The sequence below is a fragment of the Mucilaginibacter sp. 22184 genome (assembly GCF_052045695.1).
Lineage (GTDB): Bacteria > Bacteroidota > Bacteroidia > Sphingobacteriales > Sphingobacteriaceae > Mucilaginibacter.
The window spans coordinates 68,728-87,920 of the sequence record NZ_JBQEPI010000001.1 but is presented as its reverse complement, the minus strand read 5'-3'; the positions used below and the strand labels follow the sequence as shown (position 1 = coordinate 87,920).

Below are 19,193 nucleotides of genomic sequence, written 5' to 3'. Positions count from 1 at the left end.
AAGAAAAAACAACAATGAGCACACAAACTAAATCAGATCCTACTATATTCATCATTTTTGGTGGCACGGGGGATTTAAATTCACGGAAAATTGCGCCGGCCCTGTATAATCTATTTTTAGATGGATGGCTGCCAAAACAATATTCCATTATAGGTACCGGTCGTACCAAACTTACCGACGAGCAATTCCGCGAGAACCTGCATAACGATATCAACCAGTTTTCGCGCAGCGGCAAAGTCGACGAGAAAAAATGGGCCGAGTTCCAGGCAAACATTTATTATCAGGTATCGGATGCTAACGATTTTGAAACTTACAAAGAGTTTGGCAAACGCATCGAGAAACATAACACCGACTGGAAAGCTAAAGCCAACGTTATATTTTACCTGGCTGTAGCGCCAAACTTCTTCCCGATCATCGCCTCGAACATATCAAAAGCCAAACTGGCCGACGATAAAAAACGCGTACGGATCATCATCGAGAAACCATTTGGGCACGATCTGGAAACCGCTAAAGAGCTGAACAAGCTGTTGTCGGGCATTTTTGATGAATCACAGATCTACCGTATCGACCATTACCTGGGTAAAGAAACCGTTCAGAACATTATGGCTTTCCGCTTTGCCAACTCCATCATGGAGCCGCTGTGGAACCGTAATTATATTGAGCACGTACAGATCTCGGTTACCGAGCAACTGGGTGTGGAAGAACGTGGTGATTATTATGACGGATCGGGCGCTATGCGCGATATGATCCAGAACCACTTGTTGCAATTACTTTGCCACATAGCTATGGAACCACCGGTTAGCTTTAGCGCCGACGAAGTGCGTGACCGTAAGGTTGACGTATTAAAGGCTATGCGCAAGTTTAGCCCGGAGGATGTACGTAACTCGGCCGTTAGGGGCCAGTACGGCAGCGGTTGGATGAAAGGGAAGGAAGTTCCCGGCTATCGCGAAGAACCAAAAGTTAACCCGGAATCAAACACTGAAACTTTTGCAGCCATCAAATTCTTTATTGATAACTGGCGTTGGCAGGGTGTTCCGTTCTATTTACGTACAGGTAAAAGATTGCACCAGCCGTCATCGGTTATTACCATCCAGTTTAAGGATGTGCCTCACCTGATATTCCCGACCGAAGCCGCCGAAAGCTGGCAGCAAAACAGGCTCATCATCAGCATACAGCCCGAAATGAGCATTCGTTTACAGGTGCAGGCCAAACGCCCGGGTATTGATATGGTGCTGAACGCCGTTGATATGGTATTTGATTACAAAGGTACCTATACCAACCAGGCCCCCGAAGCTTATGAAACACTGATACTGGATACCATGCTGGGCGATCAAACCCTGTTTATGCGTGGCGACCAGGTAGAAGCTGCATGGGAGCTGGTTATGCCGATCCTGAGTACCTGGCAAAATAAAAAGAGCCTGAATTTCCCTAACTATTCTGCCGATTCATGGGGACCGGAAGCCGCCGAAGCATTAATTGCCCGCGACGGATTTACCTGGTTCACCCTGCCGGTAAATGGGAAGAAAAGTTAATAAAACAGGAGTTTCAGATAAAAACTCTAAATGTCATTTCGAACGAACAGAGATGGATAGTGTGATGGGGTGAGGAGAAATCTTTTGCTCAATGCTGTAAATGATAGCATAACGTATAAGATTTCTCCTCGTACCTCGTTCGAAATGACATAGTTTTCTTTAATATAAGTCTAAAATTCATAGTCATAAAGACTTAATGATTAGGTCTCAACACTATTAATGCACTAATAATGAAATTAAATATTTTTAATACTGCTGATGAGGTACTAACCGGGTTGGCAGATTATTTTGTTAAAATAGGTAACGAGTCCATCACCGAAAGAGGCAGGTTTACCGTAGCCCTGTCGGGCGGCAGTTCACCAAAAAAATTGTATGAGCTGCTGGCATCTACATCCTACGCCGACCAGCTGGACTGGGAAAAAGTATTTTTCTTTTTTGGCGATGAGCGTAACGTACCGCAGGATCATAAGGACAGCAATTACCTGATGGCTAAAAAAGCCTTGTTTGAGCCTTTGCTGATTAGTCCGGCCAATGTATTTGCTGTTGATACTACCTTTGAACCGGCAGAAGCGGCGGCCAAATACTGGAACCTGATCAGCACCTTTTTTGATGAAGATGAGCCAAGTTTTGACCTGGTACTGCTTGGTCTTGGCGATAACTCGCACACGGCTTCCTTGTTCCCGCACACACCGGTATTGCATGATACCAAAGTGGGCGTAAAAGAAGTTTGGCTGGAAGATCAGCAGGTATGGCGCATTACACTGAATGCTCCGTTGATCAACGAAGGCCGTCATATCGCGTTCCTGGTTTATGGCGAAGGTAAAGCCATCGCGGTACACCATGTACTGGAAGATGACGAGGATATTGAAGAATATCCAGCACAGCTGATCGATTCCATTGCCGGCGAAACCCTATGGTTTTTAGACGAAGCCGCCGCGGCCAATCTGGAAGAGCAGGAGTAATACCTGAACCCCGATTTGATAGATTAAGGGATTTCCCGGATTAAAAAATACTGTAGAGACGCATCACATGCGTCTCTTTTTTTGTGCGTTACTTACTTGCGCTCGTTTGCAAAGGAGCACAAAGTTGAAGAAAATATTTTGTTAAGTTCCCCTCTTGAGAGGGGGCGCAGTGAATTGTGTAGTAGCAGGGGTGTGTTCATGAAGCAGAAGAACACACCCCTCCACCCCTCTAAAGAGGGGAATCGCACTGCCCACCGCTTTTTTTACGTCTTCCCAACACCTGTGGTTGCAAACGAGCGCAAGCAAAATTGATCCGGCAAGGCAACAGCCCGTGCGATTCCTTCCCTCGGGAAGGGGAGGAAGGGGTTTCGCAAACAAGTAACCTCCCAACATACCCAACCGTCGGCTTGTATTTTAAAGGGATTCCTGACCCTATTCCAAACTCATCAATAACTAACTAAAACCATGTTAAAATTTGTTAAAATGGATTAAAACGAAGGGTTTTTGAATGAGTTTGGAGCAAAAACGGCTCAAAAAGTGTTAAAATTTGTTAAAATACAGGGTCAAAATGACCTTTTGTAGACAATGCTGATTTGTGCCTGTGTTTGAATTTTGTAACTTTGGGTATGGCAACAGAAACACTCGAAGAGTTTTACAAGAATAAATTTGACTGGCTGCCCAATAACCTGCAGCAGAACATCGGTCACTTTAACGTTTTCAGGATTGAGGACTGTATTGGCCCCAACGCCAAGCCGGTTACTTACAGCCGCAGGAGCTTTTATAAGGTGAGTTTGATGCGCGGCGATAACATTATCCATTATGCCGATAAAAGCATTACACTGACGGGCACTTCGCTGCTGTTTTTTAGTCCGCATGTGCCTTATACTTTTGAGCATCTGTCTGATGACCGTACGGGTTTCTTCTGCATCTTCACCGAAGCTTTCTTTACCGAACGGTTCCGGGGTGGCTTAAGTGAACTGCCGATGTTTGCCCTGGGTGCCAAGCCGGTATATAATTTGAATGACGATCAGGACAGGTACGTGACCGGCTTATTCACCAAAATGCTGGATGAAATAGGTTCTGAATACGATTTTAAATATGACCTGATCCGCAATTACGTGACCGAAATGGCCTATTACGCCCTCAAAACGCAGCCATCAGAAAACGTATACAAACATGCCGACGCCAAAAGCCGCATTACTTCGGTATTTACCGAACTGCTGGAGCGTCAGTTCCCGATAGAGAACCCCGCACAAAGGTTTTCGCTGCGCTCAGCCAATGATTTCGCGCAGCAGCTGTCGGTACATGTAAACCACCTCAATCGTGCCATCCGCGAAACCACCGGCAGAACCACTACCGATCATATTGCCGAGCGTTTACTCAGTGAAGCCAAATCACTCCTCAAACACACCGACTGGAACATATCCGAAATAGGCTATTGCCTGGGTTTTGAGGAGCCTACGCATTTCAATAACTTTTTCAAAAAACAAACCCAGCTCACGCCCTCGTCGTTCAGGAACGTGTAAGTAAAGGACGGCGCAATGAATCAATTTGCTTACAGGCCTCTTGTTTCTGCGCGTCATTGCGAGGAGGAACGACGTGGCAATCCCCAATATGCAGAGCGCCTCTGTAAGTCGGGGATTGCCACGCTGCGCTCGCAATGACGCACGTAGTTTTTACTCTCCTTTCGGCGAAACGTAAGCCGTGAGTCATCTGCCATATACTATTTCGAATTACTATAGTCCATTTGTTTTCATCACCACAATTCGTTATATTTGTTATAACCGCGCTATATCTCCCCATTCACAACAAAAACAAAATATCAGGCAAAATTTCAAATTGTTTGAATTTCGTAACCATTGGTTTGATTGATGTAATGCCAAGGCTTGCCTGTCACCCTACCTTTGTTCTATCAATTAGAACAAAAAATGGACAACAACAAAAAAGTATGGTTTATCACTGGCGCCTCCAAAGGATTTGGGCTCAGTTTAGTGAAACAATTACTGGATGCTGGTCAGCTTGTTGCCGCCACCTCCAGAAACAGGGATGAGTTAATAAAAGCAGTTAACAACACCAACAATAATTTTTTACCGCTGCAAGTCGACCTGGTGAACGAAGCCAGTGTATCATTGGCCCTGCAGCATACCCATGAAACTTTTGGCCAGATAGACGTAGTGATCAACAATGCCGGTTATGGCATCGGCGGCGCAATCGAAGAACTGACCGATAAAGAAACCCGCACAGCATTTGACGTAAATGTATTCGCTACCTTAAATGTCATCAGGTTTGTAATGCCTTATCTGCGTAAACAACGCTCAGGTCATATCATCAATATATCGTCTATAGCCGGCATTGCTCCGGGAACAGGCTGGGCCATTTATGGTGCTGCCAAATACGCGGTGATCGGTCTGTCTGAAGTATTGGCAGCTGATGTAAAAGCTCTCGGTATTAAAGTTACGGTAGTTGCACCGGGTGCTTTCAGAACCAGTTTCCTGACACCTGATTCATTAAGCATCACCGAAAACCCGATAGCTGATTATGTGGATGTACGGGAAACACATGCCAAATACCTGAAAATGGATGGCGAGCAGGCCGGTGACCCCGAAAAAGCTGCCGCGTCTATCATTAAAGTTGCCGGTATGGAAAATCCTCCGCTGTACTTGCTTTTGGGCGGCGATGCCTACAACCGGGCTTTAGCCAAACTGGATTCGCTATACAAAGAGGTTCACGAGTGGGAGGAGCTCACCTGCTCAACTGATCTTTAATAATACCTGCAAGCCCTATATCTGCCTATAAAACAATGGAAAATATTAAAGATAAGGTTATTGTAATTACCGGTGCCAGCAGTGGCATCGGTGCAGCTGCGGCACGCAAATTAGCACAGCTGGGCGCCAAAGTTGTTTTGGCTGCCCGTCGCGAAGATCAGCTGAAAACGCTCGTAAACGAATTAGGGGAAAACGCCCTGTATGTAGTAACAGACGTGTGCAAACGTGCCGATCTGGATAATCTGATTGCGCAGGCTATTGACAAATTTGGCCATGTGGATGTGCTGTGGAACAATGCCGGTGTGATGCCGATCTCCTTTTTTGATGAGGGAAAAGTGGAAGAATGGGACCGGATGATCGATATTAACATCAAGGGCGTATTGTATGGCATCAACGCGGTGCTGCCGCACATGTTGCAACGCGGACAAGGGCATATCCTGTCAACCTCATCGGTAGGGGGCCTAAAAACTTCTCCCGGAATTGGCGTGTACTCGGGTACCAAATTCGCGGTGCGGGCTATTATGGAAGGCCTGCGTGAGGAAGTAGCACAAACCATTAAAGTAACTACTATTTTCCCGGGTGCTACACAATCTGAATTGGGGCATGATATTACCAGCCCTAAGATCAAAGCCATCTATGGTAACCTGCAAAACATGCCCAAAATGGATGAAGAAGCCATTGCCGACGCGGTGATCTATGCGATCAGTCAGCCGGGCAATGTGGTTATTAACGATCTGGTATTACGACCGCTGGGGCAAACCCGTTAAGCAATAACAGTAATATTTTAAACAATTAGAAAACAAGAAAATGAGCAATAAAAAAGTTTGGTTTGTAACCGGAGCCTCCAAAGGACTGGGACTCTCCTTAGTAAAAAAATTATTAAACGAAGGCTACTCTGTAGCTGCCACCTCCAGAAACCTGAGCGATCTGAGCAAAGCCGTTGACACCCATAGCGAGCAGTTTTTGCCGTTGGCCGTGAATATCAAAAACGAAGAAAGTGTACAGGAAGCCATTGAAAAAACGATCAGCACGTTTGGCAAGATCGATGTGGTGGTGAACAATGCGGGTTACGGTTTGGTTGGCGGCCTGGAAGAATTAACCGATCAGGAAGCTCGCGACAATTTTGATGTAAACGTATTTGGTTCCCTGAATGTGATCCGTAAAGCGTTGCCTTACCTGCGCCAACAGCAATCGGGTCATATTCTCAATATATCATCTATTGGTGGCTTTACGGGTAGCTTCCCGGGTTTTGGTATCTATTGCGCTACCAAGTTCGCGGTGAATGGTTTTTCTGAGTCATTAGCCGAGGAAGTGAGGCCATTTGGTATTAAGGTAACTATAGTACAACCGGGTTATTTCCGCACCAACTTTCTGTCAGAAGGTTCATTGGTGGTGCCAAAGCACCAGATAGATGCTTACCAAAACGTGCGCGCTTCGCAGGATCTGCACCAAAACGAACTGAATCAGCAGCAAGCCGGAGATCCGGATAAAGCAGCAGATGCTATGATAGCTATTGTGCAGGCCGAAAACCCACCAGTTAATTTGTTTTTGGGTGAAGATGCCTACAATGCAGCAAATAACAAGATAGCTTTTGTTCAGGGCGACCTGGAAACCTGGAAAGAATTAACAACCTCAACAGCAATAGTATAAATATGGAAAAGGATCAGCATATAGGCGTTTGGGTAACAAGTGATGGTTACATACGCCACGAGTTATTACCAAACGGCCGCTATGTTGAGGCCCGCGGTAACCGTAAAATAGCCTACACCGGCTTTTACAGTATCAGGGGTAAACATATCGAATACCTGGACGATACCGGTTTTACTGCCGATGGCGATTTTGATGGCAATGTATTTTACCATGCGGGCATGGTTTTATATAAAGAATCGGCTTAAAAGCCCGGCTATGCCGGGCTTACCATTAGGCTAACTAATTGTATTTAATATTATGGTATCTTCACAAAAGGTATCCTATTAAAATACAGCCAGGTAGCATGATCAAATGGCGTAATTTCTGCGTGTATATTTTATGGCTGGGGATTGTTGCCCCAGTTCAGGCCCAGGATAAAAGGCCAGCCATAGTTTTTGTCAGCGATACGCAAGCGCCTCTGCTGGTTGAGCATGTGATCCGCAAGCTGCAGCACAATACCAGGGCAACAGAACTCATCTTCCAGGACATTGTCAATACTCATCCTTCAAGCCTGTTTATACTGGGCGATGTGGTATCCTTGGGCTACCAAAACAGCAAATGGCAAAAAATGGATGCCTATCTCCTGGCATGCAGCCAAAATCATATCCCGGTTTATGCCCTATTGGGAAACCACGAACTCATGCTCAACGCCCGCAAGGGAGCCACGCAATTTCAATCGAGATTCCCGATGCATGATCCTGCAGGTTATGTAGAGGTAGTTGATTCGTTTGCGGTGGTTTTACTGAATTCCAATTTTAGTAAAATGCCCGATTCCCTTATCAAAAAGCAGGATGATTGGTATATTCATACGATGCATCGCTTAGATGAAGACGCGGCGATAAAATGGGTTATCGTCGGCTGCCATCATTCCCCTTATACTAACAGCAAAGTAGTGGCGCCGGCAGACCTGGTACAGCAAAAATTCGTTCCTGCTTTTGTAAGCTCCAAAAAGGGGATACTTTTTCTGTCGGGGCACTCCCATAATTTTGAACATTTTAAGGTGCGGGGTAAAGATTTCCTGGTGATAGGCGGTGGCGGAGGTCCGCATCAGCCCTTGTCCCGGGAGATGAAAACACCCGATATTTCGGAAAACTATAAACCTATGTTCCATTATCTGGAAGTAGAGCCATCCCGTGATTCGGTAAAGGTTGTTTCGCGACAGTTAAAAAAAGATTTTTCGGGTTTTACTGATGGATTGATTTTTTATGTCCATAGCCATTAATAAAAAGGTAGATTCCGATACCGTTGTTGCGTTTTAAATTATGAAATTGTTAATAATGCATATCGCAATAAAAAGTCTTGCTAATAAAAGCGGGCTTTTTTTACCTTTATAGAAATCAAACGCCAATTAAAATATGAGTTTTCAAGAACAGATCAGTTCGATATTCGTGGAGGAAAGCCAGATACCGGCCGAATTCCAGATATCAGAAGTGCATCAGCGTGAATACCTGTGTGATGGAGAGATGAAGCCCTGGAACGGGCCTGTGACCGAGGTGTATTCGCCTGTTTGTTTTCCCGGCCCGGATGGGTTTAAGCGCAAGCTAATAGGTACTTACCCTGTTTGTACCGAAACCGAAGCTAACGACGCCCTGGAGGCAGCCATTAAAGCTTACGACAATGGTCGCGGCGAATGGCCTACCATGAGTGTTGATGGACGGATCAAATGCATGGAACGTTTCATCTACAAAATGATTGAGCAGCGCACCCTGGTGGTAAAGCTCCTGATGTGGGAAATTGGTAAATCATATGGCGACTCAGCAAAAGAGTTCGACCGTACCATCGAATACATCAACGCTACTATTGATGCCCTGAAAGCGCTCGACCGTAAATCATCCCGCTTTGAAATGGCCGAAGGCCTGATAGCCCAGATCCGTCGCTCGCCATTGGGTGTGGTGCTGTGTATGGGGCCGTTCAACTATCCGCTTAACGAAACTTTTACCACCCTGATCCCCGCCCTTATTATGGGCAATACCATTTTATTTAAACCACCAAAGCATGGTACGCTGTTGCATTACCCACTGTTAAGAGCCTTCCAGGAATCGTTTCCTAAGGGTGTGGTGAATACGGTTTATGGTCGTGGCGCGGTGGTTACACCTGGCTTGATGCAAACCGGTAAGGTAAATGTACTGGCCTTTATTGGTTCCAGCAAAGTGGCCAACGATCTGAAAAAGCGCCACCCTAAAATAAACCGTTTACGGGCGGTGTTAAGCCTGGATGCGAAAAACGCGGCTATCGTTACCAAAAATGCCGATTTGCAACTGGCCGTGAGCGAATGTGTTTTGGGCGCCCTTTCATTTAACGGACAGCGTTGTACAGCCATCAAAGTGATATTTGTACATAAAGATATTGCCGATGAGTTTTTGAAACTACTCAGCGATGCCGTATCCAAACTAAAATTTGGCCTGCCATGGGATAAGGACGTAAAACTGACCCCCATGCCCGAGCTGAACAAAGCCGAATCATTAACAGAAATGGTGGACGATGCCATAACCCATGGCGCGAAAATCATCAATGAAAATGGCGGCGAAAGCGTAGCTTCATTCTATTACCCGGCTATAGTTTACCCGGTGAACGAAAAAATGAAGCTGTATCGCGAAGAGCAGTTTGGCCCGGTTATCCCGGTTATCCCGTTTGAATCGATAGAAGAACCGATCGAATACCAGATCGATTCGCCGCATGGTATGCAGGTGAGTATATTCAGTAACGATGCGCAGGAGATCTCGTCGTTGATTGATCCTTTTGTGAATCTGGTGAGCCGGGTAAACATCAACAGCCAGTGTCAGCGTGGGCCAGATGTGTTTCCGTTTACCGGTCGTAAAGACAGTGCCGAGGGTACGCTTTCTGTATTTGACGCGCTACGGGCATTCTCTATCCGCTCATTGGTGGCTACCAAACTGAACGAAACCAATAAACAGATCATCAACGAAATTGTGAACAGCAGCGATTCCAATTTCCTGAGCACGAAGTTTATACTGTAGAGCCCAAATTTGAACCATGTCATTGCGAGGAGGAACGACGCAGCAATCTAGTAGCTATTCTCATCCAATGAACAAGCGAGGGGTTGCCACGCTATCGCTCACAATGACATGGCTTTATATTATTTCGTAAGGAGACTTAGAATACTTGTTAATCAGTTCCACCAGCACTAAATTAGGCACCCAGCTTAAAAAAGCGATAATGAGGTAATTGTTCTCAAAGTTTACGCCGTTGCCTAAAACGGTGAACAGCCAAATATAAAAGCGCAGCGTTACCGCGGCAAAGGCCAGTGCGTAACTACGGCGCATCATTTTAACGTGGTCGTCTATCTCGCCGTTCTTCACCAGCAGGAAAGCGGATAAGGTAAAAGTCACCCACAAGGTATTTTGTATTAAAAAGGAGGCGAATACGCCCTTGCCCCGGTTAATAAATAGTGTCATGACATACGCGCCAGGTGCTGCGAAAAACAAAACACCAAAAACGTATAGTTTGCCTAGCGCCTTATGCAAGGGACGGTTGTTATACACCTTTTTTGAAAACTGGAAAAAGCCGGCCAGCAAAATAATGCTGCTGCCAAAAATGTGGCAATAAAAGGCCGGCATATACCAGCCTGTTTTAATGGCCGCCTGCTTAAAACCTAAAAAGACTGTATCCTGCTTAAAGTCAAGATATTGATAAAGAGTTCCCAGGCTCAATACCGCGATCCAGAAGAAAGCAAAATACCGTAATAAGCGCACGGTAATACTCATTTAGCCGCAAGCGTATTGCCTTTTTGCGCGTTTAGTTTGCTGTTGATAAAGCTGATATTGTACTTATCAATAACGGTAAGGGAATCATCAACGTTAGCCAGATTGCCCTTTTCGTACCTGTTAAATTTGTTCATAAATACGTCGTTCCAGCGTTGGTTTTTAAATTTGTACTGGTACGATGCATAGATCTCATTTTTCATCAGCTGCAAGATGGCCGGGGTAACATGGTCAACGGTTCTGCTTGTGGACTGGTTGTTAGTATAGTGCGACAGTACATAACAGTTTTGCAGATAAGAATCATCCAGTTTTACATATTGTGTTGGAAATATGCGGTCGCCCTTTTGAAATGCGGGTACCAGTTTACCATCTTTTATTTGCAGGTAATGGTAGTATGGTCCTTCGTCCAGGGTTTCAGTAGTGTCTAACAGGGGCTGATAAAGCTGCGATGTGGTTTTAAACTCAAACAACGAATCGTTGATAGCCCTCAATGTATTTTCATTACATGGACCGGATAAGGCACCGCCACCTTCACCATCGCCCATGTAAGTGCTTGCATTAAAACCTAGTATGCGGTTTTGTTTTTTGTCAACCAAAAGCACTTCCTTGGTGGTGTACAGACCTGACCGCCCGCCCAGGTAGTCATCTGCAATAGAGTAAAAAGCGCTTTCAAACCAATTATCACCTGGTTGCTTTGTTCCGCCAAAGGTAATAGCCAAACTTAAACTGCCCTCACCATCGCCCTCATCCATACTTTTTACCCCTTTTCTTAAAGGATTTTGGAAGTCGATCAATTTGGAGGTGATCTGCCAGTCGGTCAAATAAGAAGGGGGTATCAATATAGAGGAGGTGCGTTCCCTGCTGTTATATTCCATGAGGTTCTTTGAGCTCTTGTCTGAAAGTTTAACAGATGATCCGTAGAGCTTTATTTTAGATAAAACATCGGCTATTTTAAAGTCAGTTAGCTTTTCGCTTACAGTCAGATCTTTTTTCAGATAAAAATAATCGTCCTGCTTTTTGAGTAACGCCAGGTTCTCCTCATCGCTCAGGGGATAAAGTTGATCATAATCCACAGGTACTACCAATTTGCCGGTCAAGTCAAAAAAGCCTCTTTTACTGCCTTTTTCAACCTCTATCAGGCCATCTACGGTACCTCCGATATTGTGTATCAGGTCGTACTCCGGCGGGATGATCTCCTTAAGCTCAGGATTTAAAAGGGCCATCTGGTGGGTAGGTACTTTACCATCTTTATTGTCAGCTCCCCAATAAGTTTCCTTTTCAAGCGGGCTTTTTGATACGTAGAAATAGGTTTTGCCATTTATATGCTCAAACCACAACACGGTATCATATTTGGTTTTTAATTGATCGGCTGTTTTAAAGGCTGCCAGGGTGATAGGGTCATAAATATCTTTTTCGGGTATGGTTTTGTTGATCACCTTGTTTTGAAAAGCAATGTAGCCTTTTACAAAATTGGTGGCATTTACCTGGCTTATTTTATATTGATGACTGCCCGTTTTGTGAATAGTAAATACAAGGGTTGCTTTTTCTGCCTTCAGCGCATCATGATTGAAATTTGCAGTGATATTTGCAGTGGCCAGTTCGGGGTTTACAAATTTAACTGTCGCATCTTCGGTATTTAAACTTACTTTAAAGATAGGAGTTTCTTTACCGCCGGTGTTGGTTTTATTGGTAAGCACTTTAAGCAGGGTTTTTACCAGCCGGCCACTTTTTTGATCTGCCTCAAAATAAAGGCTTGCCGAATCAATATTGCCAGCCTTTATCTGCGCGTTAAAGGCGTTTAAGAACTGGGTTATTTCGCCTTTTTCGGGCTTGCTTAGGTACTTGCTACGGATAAACAGGAAGCCGCATACCAAAATCACCACGGCGGCTACTACTATGATTACAGGTTTAGTTTTCATACAACCAAGGTAAAGTATTTTTTTTAATAGAAAAAAATCGTCGAAAACCGATGAAGGTCAGGGGGATAGAATAGCATGATATGACATGGAGTACATATAGAAAAAATTGATACGCTATAGATTTTTAGAATTAATAGCTTTCTTTAAAAAGCGTATCTTTGTTGCATAAATAATAATAAAATAGCTAATATGTTAACGATAGGACAAAAATTCCCTCAATTTTCTAAAACCGCTGTGGTAAGTCTTGAAAAAGGTAAAGAGTTTGAAACATTAACTTCTGAGTACCTGGTGAATGACGATAACGTTTGGACTGTAATGTTCTGGTGGCCAAAAGATTTCACTTTTGTGTGCCCAACAGAAATTGCTGAATTCAACAAAAACTATGGCGAGTTCCGTGATCGTGAAACCCGTTTAATTGGTGCTTCTACAGATTCTGAATTTGTACATGCTGCCTGGAGACGTGATCATAACGACCTGCGCGACCTGAAATTCCCGATGCTTGCTGATACTTCAAAATCATTGGCAGAAGATCTGGGTATATTAGAGCCAACCGAGAAAATTGCCTACCGTGCTACTTTCATTATCGATCCTCAAGGTATCATCCGTTGGGTATCAGTTAATGATTTAAGCGTTGGCCGTAACGTTAACGAAGTTTTACGCGTACTTGACGGCTTGCAAACAGATGAGCTTTGCCCTTGCAACTGGGAAAAAGGACAAGAAACCCTTACCGTTTAATACCGATATATAAGATACGTCCCCGTACAGCAAACTTGTGCGGGGATTTTTTATACCATTTATACAAGCTGAAAGCTGTTTTGCAGCCATCATTTAATCAGAGCTTTAGGCCCTCGGCTTTTAGCTTTAAGCATAAAAGACATGAACGAAAGTACCGAAGTGATCCAGGAACTGCTGGAGAGTATTGGAGTAGATAAAAACTACAGAACAGAAGCCCTTACCCTATTGGAAAAAGGCGAGTCGCGTTACCTGCGCGATCTGAAATTGAATTTTACGAGCACCCTTACCTCGGCTCATTTAAGCACTAAAGAGTGTGCCTTGCTGGGTTTAAGCACCGCTGTTAATAATAATAACACACCGCTTACCGTGTTTTTTACAAATTATGCCCAGGAACAAGGTGCTGATGCTGCAGAAGTAGCAGAAGCCGTTGGTTGCGCCTCTTTGCTGGCTTCAAACAATGTATTCTACAGGTTCAGGCATTTTACTCAGAAAGAGAAATATACGCAGATCCCGGCCCGTATCCGCATGCAGCTGATGATGAAGCCGGTAACCGGCAAGGAGTTTTTTGAATTAATGAGTCTGGCTATATCCGCGGTTAATGGTTGCGAGATGTGTGTGAACGCTCATGAGGATTCACTGATCAAATTATCTACTACCGAAGAGCGTATTTTTGACGCGGTACGTATCGCCTCATTGGTAACATCTGCCGGTAAGGTGATTTTTTGAACGAATAATTCAGGATTTAATAAAAAAAGGCATGAGGTTTAAAAATTTCATGCCTTTTTCATAAATTATGCTTAATTGGTTAATTAAATTTGCGTTTGTTAATTAAAAACTTCTAAATTTATACCTAAGATTAAACGCCCCCTGGATCTGCGGAATCTTTTCATAAAGCAAAGTGTTTACTGGGGGCAGTACTTAAATTTTAATTGTTAATTTTTTTTGGGGAAAGCCGTTCCTGGTAATAGAGGAACGGCTTTTATCATTTTATTAATGCGCGTCGACCGGCATTTTAACAGCTTTTTTGAATGGCTGCAGATACAGTAACGGTATCGAGAATAGCATCACCAACCCTGATATCCAGTAGGCATCATCATAGGTTAACAGCAATACCTGCCGGGTAACGGCACCTTCAATTGCTCCATAAGCCATGCGGGTAGCATCTATTAAGGAATGTCCCTTGGCCATAAAGCCATGCAAATAAGCATTAAAACGCTCGGTAAAGGCAGGGTTGGTTGTCGTAATATTGGTTAACAAATTATTACGGTGCACCCCCTGCCGAACGTGAATAATAGTGGTAAGGGTAGCAATACCAAATGAACCGCCCAACTGGCGCATCATGTTGTTTAAGCCGGTTCCCTGTCCAACTTCGGCACCTTTCAGATCGGCAATAGCCAGCGTGGTTAGCGGTACGAATAACAGCGCCATACCTACGCCACGTATTACCAATGGTATAAAAAAGTTGCCTGTACCCACCGCCAGCGTTGAATTGCTGAGCATGGTAGTAAATACAAAGAAGAGGAACATACCCGCCGTAGCCATAAACTGTGCCGGGATACCTTTATTAAGCATTTTACCGATGAACGGCATCATGATAATGGTACATAACCCGCCCGGAAACAAGATCTCGCCCGTTTGTTGTGCCGTAAAACCAAGCAGGTTCTGACAAAATACCGGGAACACGAATACCGACCCGTACAATCCAAATCCGAGAATGAAAGAGGTGAACATACCTACCGCGAAACTGCGGTGCCTTAATATGGCAAAGTTTACTATCGGGTAATCTATGCTCATTTCGCGCCATATAAAAAGGAGCAGTCCCAATATAGCGGTAATGGTAAGTACAGTAATATAGGTTGTAGCAAACCAATCTTCGGTTTCACCTTTTTCCAGGATGGTTTGTAAACTACCCACAGATATGGCCAGGAAGAGGATGCCCCACCAGTCTACCGGTTTTCCTTTCGCATCCTTAGGGGTTTCGCGCACAAAGGTATAAGCAAAAAACGCGGCTACGGCACCTACCGGGATGTTTACATAAAATATCCAGCTCCAGTTTAAGTGATCGGTTATATAACCACCTATGGTAGGGCCCACAGTTGGCCCTACTACCGCGCCTAAACCAAATAAAGCTGTAGCTGTACCAATTTGTTCGCGCGGCCAGGTTTCTATAAGGATAGCCTGTGAGGTTGATATCAAACCGCCCCCGGCTATACCTTGTATAATCCGAAACAATACCAGCTCGCCAAGGCTTGTAGCATTACCGCATAAGAATGAAGCGATGGTAAAAACGATAATTGATGTTATAAAATAATTTTTACGCCCAAAACGGTTGCCGAGCCATCCCGACATCGGAAGTACAATTACGTTGGCAACAGCATAACCGGTAACCACCCAGGCAACGTCTTCGAGAGTCGCGCCAAGGTTACCCTGTATCTTGGGCAACGCTACATTCACAATGGTGGTATCAATCAGCTCCAGTAACGAAGCCGTAATTACCGTGATCGTGATGATCCATTTTTTAAAGCCTGTTTCAGCCATGATTTTATTAAATTCTAAATTCCTAAACTTTGGATCAGAATCAGAATTTACAGAATTAAAGAATTAACAGAATAATAAATCCGAAATCCTAAACCCGAAATCCCAAACCCTCGATTATCCTTTAATTACAGATACATTTACGCTCATACCCGGGCGTAATTTCTCTATTTGTTCTTTTGTACCTTTTATTTTGATTTTAACAGGTACACGTTGTACAACTTTTACAAAGTTACCGGTAGCGTTATCTGGTGGCAGTAAAGAGAATTTGGCACCTGTAGCAGGCGAAAAATTGTAAACTTCACCTTCCAGTTTCATATCCGGGAAAGCATCAACTTCAATGTCAACTTTCTGGCCGCTTTTCATATCAGTAAGCTGAGTTTCTTTAAAGTTGGCGGTAATGTAAAGGCTGTTATCGTTAATGATCGAAAACAATGTTTGCCCAGCCTGCACCAATTGACCCAATTGAATGCTTTTTTTAGATACCAGTCCCCCTGCAGGCGCTTTAATAGTGGTATAGGTTAACTGCAGTTTAGCAAAATCAATATCAACCTGTCTTTGATTTACGCCGGTATTGGTAACCTTTAACTGGCTGCGTGTGGTGCCAATTTGTTCCTGGGCTGCTTTGTACTGATCTTGTGAAGCACGCAGGTTAGCTTTAGCCACATCCAGATCAGATTTAACCTGATCAAATTGTTGCTGGGTTACAGAACCATCTTTTACCAGGTTGGCATAACGCACGTAATCTTTTTGCACTTTCTCTAACTTGGCAACATTTGAAGCAACTTCTGCCCTTGCACTTGACGAGTTGGCCTCGTTAGCATAGATCTGTGATTGATTTACGTTAATGCCTGCGCTTGCACCCACCTGCGCGGCTTGTGCCTGCTCCAGTTTAACTTTATAGTCGCGGTCATCTATTTTAACCAGTACCTGGTTGGCGTTTACGTGGGTGTTTTCTTCAAAATATATCGAATCTACATAACCACCAACGCGGGTAACAACCGGGCTGATATCGCCGTCGATCTGCGCATCATCAGTATCGATGTGTTTACCGAAATATATATATTCTTTGATACCGAAAATGATACCGCCAATAAGTAATACGCCTAATATAATCGGAATAACTTTATTCGGTTTCTTTTTTGGTGCTTGTTCCTGTGTTTCTTGTTCCTTTGCCATTGTATATAGTATTGATTGGTTTAGTATTATTGTTTGTTAATTTTTCCAGTTGATTTTAATAAGGTATAGTAAGCCAAACCTGCATCGGCTTTAGCCAGTTCCAGGTTTATCTGTGCCTGATAAAGCAATGTTTCGGCATCGGCACGGTCTGTAGCTGATGATATATTGCTCTTATATTTCGATTCCAGTATTTTATTGTTTTCACCGGCCTGCTCAATAGCTACCTGTAAAAGTTTAATCTTGTTTAAAGCCGAAGTATAGTTCTGGTAATCCTGGTTCACTTCATCCTTGATACGGTCAACCATGATGTTTTTGTTGATAACAGATTGTTCGCGCTGTATCTTGGCTTCGGTAACCTTGTTTTTGTTGGTCCATAATGAACTAAAGCTCCATGACAGGGTTAAACCACCTGTTAGCGGTGTAATGTAGTTGCCGCTTTTAGGTATAGGGTTGATATTGGCATCTACATAATAGCCTGCAACAGAGGCTGCCAGTGTAGGCAACGTATTACCTTTGATGCTTTTAATGTTTGTTTCGGCTACTTTGGTACGCAGATCAAATTGTTGCAGTTCGGGCCTGTTGCTCATAGCGGTATCCAGGTAATTGCTGAATGGAGCAATCTGCCTGTCGGCTTCGGTTATCTGATCAATGTTGAGCTGTGTGCCTTCTGGTAACCCTAACAGCACGTTCAAATTGTAGTTAACAATGCGGCGATTAGTTTCCAGATCAACACCGTTAATCTCAATGTTTGATCGTTGCAGTTGAAAACGCAGTACATCATTTTTAGTTACCAGTCCCTGCTCAAAAAACCTTTGCGCTTGTTTTATCTGGGCGTCAACGGTGGTTAAGTTCTGGGCAACTACCTTTTTGCTTTGCAGTACTTTATACAAGCTGTAGTAAGAGCTGATAATGTCATAAGTGATCTGATCTTTATCGTTCACCACATCCAAACGGGCAACCTGGGTTAACAGATCGGTCGACTGGCGGGCATACTTCAACTTATTGCCTTCAAAAATGGTTTGATTCAAGGTCAGTATACCCAGGTAAGCGTCAGCTCTGTTTGGTAAGTTAAAGCTTTCGGGACCTAAAGCCAGCCTGTTGGCCGGAATCTCGGCATGGGTGTAGCCATAGCTTATTTTACCGGTTGGCAACGATTGGTCTTTAGCCTGATTGTATTCAGAAACGGCCTGGTCAATTTTTGATTGTGAAAGCTTTAAAGTCTTGCTGTTATCCAGACCAAGTTTTATAGCCTCATCCAGGGTGATGGTTCTGTCCTGCGCGTTTGCGGTTCCCACAAATAGCGTAGCTGTTATTACAAACGTAACAGCATACAGGCAGAAGGGGTGCACTGCATTAAACAGTGATAGGTGCTTGGGTTTTTTATTTAGAGTTGTCATTTTCATTGGAGCAATTTGTTTTTTAAAGGTAATGAAGCTATCATGAGCCGTTTTATACATTCGGTTGGTGAGCTTTAGCTCATGATGGTTTCATTAACTAAGTACGCTTTTAAGAGGGTTTTTAAATATTTTTTAATACGGGGCTTAAATTGTTCCTCCAGCACTTTTTCGTCCTGTATATCGTACCCCAGCATGGTTGATGACATTAGCGGGGTATTTAAAATGAAGTTTTTGGTTCCGTAAAGCGTAGATACAACCATTTGCATGTCGGTATCTTTACGAAATTCACCATTATCTATTCCTTCCTGTATTATCCTGAACAGTTCGGATACGCTTTTCATCAACATGTTGCGTATCGTTTCGGCAAGCTCAGTGCGGCGGTTCATGGTGAGTTCCTGGTAAAGTAATTTCTGGAAGCAGTTATGGTTCACTACCCGTTCGCCATAGATATCAATGTATGATTCTATTTTTGCCCAGGAGCTGATGCTTTCGTCGTTACCTAAAATTTGCAGTATATTTTGAAACGAAGTGATCTTACGTTCAATAACTGCCAGGAATAAACCTTCTTTTGAACCAAAATAATAATTGAGCATGGCCATGTTCACGCCGGCTTCGCCCGAGATCATGCGGGTGGAAGAGCCGTCAAAACCCATCTCTGAAAACACGCGCTCGGCTACGTCCAGGATGTGGTCTTTTTTATCTATCTTATCTTTGTCCATTTTCTTTTAACGGCACAAAATTAATCAAACGATTGATTA

Annotated in this window: 17 protein-coding genes; 11 read left to right on the top strand and 6 right to left on the bottom strand. The window is 43.9% G+C overall.

The window, feature by feature from the left end:
- Nucleotides 1-14: 14 nt before the first annotated feature.
- From zwf to ACTJKG_RS00315, 9 genes are all read left to right on the top strand, one after another.
- A complete protein-coding gene (gene zwf, locus ACTJKG_RS00355) occupies nucleotides 15-1,532 on the top strand; it encodes a glucose-6-phosphate dehydrogenase (RefSeq protein ID WP_172337651.1) in 1,518 nt (505 codons plus the stop codon).
- 230 nt (nucleotides 1,533-1,762) lie between these two features.
- A complete protein-coding gene (gene pgl / locus ACTJKG_RS00350) occupies nucleotides 1,763-2,494 on the top strand; it encodes a 6-phosphogluconolactonase (RefSeq protein WP_172337650.1) in 732 nt (243 codons plus the stop codon).
- Nucleotides 2,495-3,120: 626 nt separating this feature from the next.
- The gene (locus ACTJKG_RS00345) at nucleotides 3,121-4,020 is read left to right on the top strand and encodes a helix-turn-helix domain-containing protein (protein ID WP_172337649.1); all 900 of its coding nucleotides are present in this window, start codon (nucleotides 3,121-3,123) and stop codon (nucleotides 4,018-4,020) included.
- Nucleotides 4,021-4,422: 402 nt separating this feature from the next.
- Complete coding sequence (locus ACTJKG_RS00340) at nucleotides 4,423-5,259, top strand: SDR family NAD(P)-dependent oxidoreductase (protein WP_172337648.1); 837 nt, start codon at nucleotides 4,423-4,425, stop codon at nucleotides 5,257-5,259.
- A 35-nt stretch (nucleotides 5,260-5,294) separates the two neighbouring features.
- Nucleotides 5,295-6,026: an SDR family oxidoreductase gene (locus ACTJKG_RS00335; protein WP_172337647.1), complete on the top strand. Its 732-nt coding sequence runs from the start codon at nucleotides 5,295-5,297 to the stop codon at nucleotides 6,024-6,026.
- A gap of 40 nt (nucleotides 6,027-6,066) precedes the next feature.
- Nucleotides 6,067-6,909, top strand: coding sequence for an oxidoreductase (locus ACTJKG_RS00330; protein ID WP_440738029.1), 843 nt, complete (start codon nucleotides 6,067-6,069; stop codon nucleotides 6,907-6,909).
- Nucleotides 6,910-6,911: 2 nt separating this feature from the next.
- Nucleotides 6,912-7,154, top strand: a complete 243-nt coding sequence (locus ACTJKG_RS00325) for an Atu4866 domain-containing protein (protein WP_172337645.1) — start codon at nucleotides 6,912-6,914, stop codon at nucleotides 7,152-7,154.
- A 98-nt stretch (nucleotides 7,155-7,252) separates the two neighbouring features.
- Nucleotides 7,253-8,170 carry a metallophosphoesterase family protein gene (locus tag ACTJKG_RS00320; protein ID WP_440738028.1) on the top strand — a complete coding sequence of 306 codons (918 nt, stop codon included), beginning with the start codon at nucleotides 7,253-7,255 and terminating at the stop codon, nucleotides 8,168-8,170.
- Nucleotides 8,171-8,303: 133 nt separating this feature from the next.
- Nucleotides 8,304-9,926, top strand: coding sequence for an NADP-dependent glyceraldehyde-3-phosphate dehydrogenase (locus tag ACTJKG_RS00315; RefSeq protein ID WP_172337643.1), 1,623 nt, complete (start codon nucleotides 8,304-8,306; stop codon nucleotides 9,924-9,926).
- 114 nt (nucleotides 9,927-10,040) lie between these two features.
- Here ACTJKG_RS00315 and ACTJKG_RS00310 read toward each other — a convergent pair whose 3' ends face one another.
- Both ACTJKG_RS00310 and ACTJKG_RS00305 read right to left on the bottom strand, forming a co-directional pair.
- Entirely contained in the window at nucleotides 10,041-10,673 is a 633-nt protein-coding gene (locus tag ACTJKG_RS00310) for a DUF2306 domain-containing protein (protein ID WP_172337642.1), read from the bottom strand.
- Complete coding sequence (locus ACTJKG_RS00305) at nucleotides 10,670-12,589, bottom strand: WG repeat-containing protein (protein WP_440738027.1); 1,920 nt, start codon at nucleotides 12,587-12,589, stop codon at nucleotides 10,670-10,672. Before ACTJKG_RS00305 ends, ACTJKG_RS00310 begins: the two co-directional genes overlap by 4 nt.
- Nucleotides 12,590-12,778: 189 nt before the next feature.
- Between ACTJKG_RS00305 and ACTJKG_RS00300 the strand changes: the two genes are divergently transcribed.
- Both ACTJKG_RS00300 and ACTJKG_RS00295 read left to right on the top strand, forming a co-directional pair.
- Complete coding sequence (locus tag ACTJKG_RS00300) at nucleotides 12,779-13,324, top strand: peroxiredoxin (protein WP_172337640.1); 546 nt, start codon at nucleotides 12,779-12,781, stop codon at nucleotides 13,322-13,324.
- Between the two features lie 141 nt (nucleotides 13,325-13,465).
- Entirely contained in the window at nucleotides 13,466-14,050 is a 585-nt protein-coding gene (locus tag ACTJKG_RS00295; RefSeq protein WP_440738026.1) for a carboxymuconolactone decarboxylase family protein, read from the top strand.
- A 264-nt stretch (nucleotides 14,051-14,314) separates the two neighbouring features.
- Here ACTJKG_RS00295 and ACTJKG_RS00290 read toward each other — a convergent pair whose 3' ends face one another.
- From ACTJKG_RS00290 to ACTJKG_RS00275, 4 genes are all read right to left on the bottom strand, one after another.
- The gene (locus ACTJKG_RS00290; protein WP_172337638.1) at nucleotides 14,315-15,862 is read right to left on the bottom strand and encodes a DHA2 family efflux MFS transporter permease subunit; all 1,548 of its coding nucleotides are present in this window, start codon (nucleotides 15,860-15,862) and stop codon (nucleotides 14,315-14,317) included.
- 114 nt (nucleotides 15,863-15,976) lie between these two features.
- Nucleotides 15,977-17,038, bottom strand: coding sequence for an HlyD family secretion protein (locus tag ACTJKG_RS00285; RefSeq protein ID WP_172337637.1), 1,062 nt, complete (start codon nucleotides 17,036-17,038; stop codon nucleotides 15,977-15,979).
- A gap of 26 nt (nucleotides 17,039-17,064) precedes the next feature.
- Nucleotides 17,065-18,441 carry a TolC family protein gene (locus ACTJKG_RS00280; protein WP_253952313.1) on the bottom strand — a complete coding sequence of 459 codons (1,377 nt, stop codon included), beginning with the start codon at nucleotides 18,439-18,441 and terminating at the stop codon, nucleotides 17,065-17,067.
- A gap of 68 nt (nucleotides 18,442-18,509) precedes the next feature.
- Nucleotides 18,510-19,154, bottom strand: a complete 645-nt coding sequence (locus ACTJKG_RS00275; RefSeq protein WP_172337636.1) for a TetR/AcrR family transcriptional regulator — start codon at nucleotides 19,152-19,154, stop codon at nucleotides 18,510-18,512.
- Nucleotides 19,155-19,193 lie beyond the last annotated feature (39 nt).